Annotated in this window: 4 protein-coding genes; 3 read left to right on the plus strand and 1 reads right to left on the minus strand. The window is 63.4% G+C overall.

All coding sequences use genetic code 11. The annotated features are described in order from the left end of the window. Together EOA22_RS28775 and EOA22_RS28780 are read left to right on the plus strand one after the other, a co-directional pair. Window positions 1-903, plus strand: a 903-nt coding sequence (locus EOA22_RS28775; RefSeq protein ID WP_164755936.1) for a sugar ABC transporter permease, incomplete at its 5' end; no start/stop codon positions are given. Between the two features lies 1 nt (window position 904). Further along, window positions 905-1,729 (plus strand): carbohydrate ABC transporter permease, encoded by an 825-nt coding sequence (locus EOA22_RS28780; RefSeq protein WP_063168798.1) that lies wholly within the window; start codon window positions 905-907, stop codon window positions 1,727-1,729. 28 nt (window positions 1,730-1,757) lie between these two features. On the opposite strand, the gene EOA22_RS28785 is transcribed toward EOA22_RS28780, so the two are convergent. Further along, window positions 1,758-2,093: a hypothetical protein gene (locus EOA22_RS28785; protein ID WP_063168797.1), complete on the minus strand. Its 336-nt coding sequence runs from the start codon at window positions 2,091-2,093 to the stop codon at window positions 1,758-1,760. A gap of 145 nt (window positions 2,094-2,238) precedes the next feature. Here EOA22_RS28785 and EOA22_RS28790 point away from each other — a divergent pair, with 145 nt between their 5' ends. Further along, entirely contained in the window at window positions 2,239-2,982 is a 744-nt protein-coding gene (locus tag EOA22_RS28790; protein ID WP_063170314.1) for a DUF899 family protein, read from the plus strand. Window positions 2,983-3,187 lie beyond the last annotated feature (205 nt).

Raw genomic sequence — 3,187 nt, forward strand, 5'->3', positions numbered from 1 at the left:
GTTCGCTCGGCGTGGCTTTTCCTGGCGCCAATGCTTCTGGTGCTCGCCGCGGCGGCCGGCTGGCCGCTTGCCCGCACGGTCTATTTCAGCTTCACCGACGCCTCGCTGGCCGATCTCGACGCGCGCCAATGGGTCGGCTTCGCCAATTACTTTTCGGTACTTCACATGCCAAGCGGCCGGACCCTCTATGACGGGTTGCTGGTCGACCCTGTCTGGTGGCGTGCCGTCTGGAACACGGTGCGCTTCACCGTGATTTCGGTGACCTGCGAGACCATCCTCGGCACCATCGTTGCCCTGGTTCTCAACGCCGAATTCAGAGGCCGCGGCATCGTCAGGGCGGCGATCCTGATCCCCTGGGCGATCCCGACGATCGTCTCGGCGAAGATGTGGCAATGGATGCTCAACGACCAGTTCGGCATCATCAATGTGGTGCTGCTCAATCTCGGCCTGATCAGCACCAAGATCGCCTGGACGGCCAACGCCGACACCGCGATGGCGGCGGTCCTCATCGTCGATATCTGGAAGGCGACGCCATTCATGACGCTGCTCATCTTGGCCGCGCTGCAGATGCTGCCGAGGGAGATCATCGAGGTCGCCAGGCTCGACGGCGCCAACCCCTGGCAGATCTTCTGGCGGGTGACCTTGCCGCTGATCCGTCCCGCGCTGTTGGTGGCGGTGATCTTCCGCGCGCTCGATGCGCTGCGTATCTTCGACCTGATCTATGTGCTGACGCCCAACAATGTGCACACCAAGTCGATGTCGGTGTTCGCCCGCGAGAACCTGTTCGAGTTCGACAAGTTCGCCTATGGCTCCGCCGCCTCGACCCTGCTCTTCCTCATTCTCGCTCTGCTTACCATCGTCACCATCCGGATCGGCCGGATCAGCCTGGACGGGGACCGCTGAGATGTGGATCGTGAAGCGCACGGCCTTTTACCTGCTGGTCGGGGCAATCGTCTTCGTCGCGGTGTTCCCGTTCTATTACGCCATCGTCACCAGCCTGAAATCCGGGACCGATCTGTTCCGGGCTGATCTGTGGCCAACGACGATCAGTTTCGCCAATTACAGAAACGTGCTGATCGAGGGCGCCTTCGTGCGCAACCTCGCGAACTCGCTCTTCGTCTCCGGCGCAGTCGTCGCGCTGTCGCTGTTGCTCGGCATCACATCAGCCTACGCGCTGGCGCGCATTCGATTCCGCGGCCGCTCGGCGCTTTTGTTCATCATCCTGTCGGTGTCGATGTTCCCGCAGGTGGCGCTGCTGGCCGGGCTGTTCGAACTGGTCCGCATCTTCGGCCTCTACAATTCCCTGTTCGCGCTGATCTTCTCCTACATGATCTTCACCTTGCCGTTCACCGTCTGGGTGCTCACCACCTTCGTCCGCGACCTGCCGGTCGAGGTCGAGGAGGCGGCGATCCTAGACGGCGCGACGCCGTGGATCATCGTCACCCGGGTCTTCCTGCCGCTGATGTGGCCGGCGCTGGCGACCACCGGCCTGCTGGCCTTCATCGGTGCGTGGAACGAGTTCCTGTTTGCCCTGACCTTCACCTCCAACAACGCACAGCGGACCGTGCCGGTGGCGATCGCGCTGCTCTCCGGCAACTCGCAGTTCGAGATCCCCTGGGGCAACATCATGGCCGCCTCGGTGATCGTCACGGTGCCGCTGGTGGTGCTGGTGCTGATCTTCCAGCGCAAGATCGTCTCCGGCCTCACCGCCGGCGGGGTGAAGGGGTGAGGAGCGGTCAGCGTAGTGCGGACCGTTGTCAGATGTCCGGCGCGTTGCCGATCTTCTGCTTGAGATCAAGCGCCCAGGTGCGGCCTTCATCGCCGCCCCACAGCAGCCGGGCGATGTAGCCGGCCGAAGGGTTCTGCTCATTGCCGTAGTTCCTGCCGCGCTTGTCGACCTCGTGGCGGGCGAAATAGCTGACCATGCGGCGAATGGTGGAGGGCGCGAGCTTTTCCCGGTTCTTCAGTTCGGTGGCGCGGGCGACGCCGATCTCGGTGCCGCCGCGGCCGAATTCTCCGCGCAGTCTGAGGCCCTTGGCGGCATTGTCGGTCACTACTTGCGGGCAGCGCAGATCGATCTCGTCGTCGTGCATCTCGTCCCCCGGATCACGCTGCCCGGACAGGTATTACGACATATCACCATGCGCAATAAATGTCGGAGCCGATCACCGCCAAACGTCCTTGGGTCGCAGAGCAACCGCGCCGGGACGCCGGCGCTGCGACTTGAAGGAGCCGATCATGATCACCTTTCCCAACGAATCCGCGAAATACCGCACCGCGCGCGAAAAATTGCTGAAGAAGGAAATCGAGCTGCGCCGCGCCATGGAAGAGGTCGCCGAGGCCCGGCGCGCGCTGCCGCCGGGCGGGCTGATCCGCCAGGACTATGAATTCGACGCACTGGATGCCCACGGCAAGCCCGCGAAGACAAGGCTGTCGGAGCTGTTCGCGCCCGGCAAGGACAGCCTGATCCTCTACAACATGATGTTCCCGCGCCACCCGCAGGAGAAGCGCGATGTGGCGACCAGCGGCGGCACGGCGAAGCTCGCCCGACCGGACCAGCCATGTCCGTCCTGCACGGCATTGCTCGATCAGTTCGACGGCGCGGTCGGGCATCTCCAGGCGGCCGGCTTCAATTTCGCGGTGGTGGGCAAGACCGCGCTCGAAAACCTGGTCACGCTCGGTCGAGATCGGGGCTGGCGCAACATGCGGCTGGTGTCTTCGGCGGCCAACAGCTTCAAGCGCGACTACAATGCGGAGGCGGCCGACGGCTCACAGATCCCGCTGCTGTCGGTGTTTCACCGCGACCCCGACGGCATACGCCATTTCTGGAGTTCGGAACTGGATTTCGCACCGACGGAGCCCGGTCAGGATCCGCGTGGCCTCGGCACCTGCGAAACGCTGTGGAATCTGATGGATTTCACGCCGGAAGGTCGCCCGAACTGGAACGAGCAGCTGCAATATGGCGAAGCTTGCTGCCACTGAAGGCAGTTGTGGCCAGCCGCCGCGGTTCGGGTAATCGAGGCGATACGCGCAGGCTTCTTCCTCATGATCTGCAACCGGAGTGCCCAAGCGACGTTGGATTGTCCGAGGGACAATTCCAACCGGAGACATGCCATGAAGACGCTTACCATTCTGACCGCAGCAGCATTGCTTGCCGGCGCGCCGGCCTTTGCCCAGTCGAACACGA

Origin of the sequence: Mesorhizobium sp. M7A.F.Ca.US.014.04.1.1 (assembly GCF_003998745.1) — a bacterium.
GTDB lineage: Bacteria > Pseudomonadota > Alphaproteobacteria > Rhizobiales > Rhizobiaceae > Mesorhizobium > Mesorhizobium ciceri.

Bases quoted from the DNA above. Each gene is read 5' to 3' on its own strand.
- EOA22_RS28780 (WP_063168798.1), top strand. From the start codon at position 905: ATGTGGATCGTGAAGCGCACGGCCTTTTACCTGCTGGTCGGGGCAATC.
- EOA22_RS28785 (WP_063168797.1), bottom strand. From the start codon at position 2,093: ATGCACGACGACGAGATCGATCTGCGCTGCCCGCAAGTAGTGACCGAC.
- EOA22_RS28790 (WP_063170314.1), top strand. From the start codon at position 2,239: ATGATCACCTTTCCCAACGAATCCGCGAAATACCGCACCGCGCGCGAA.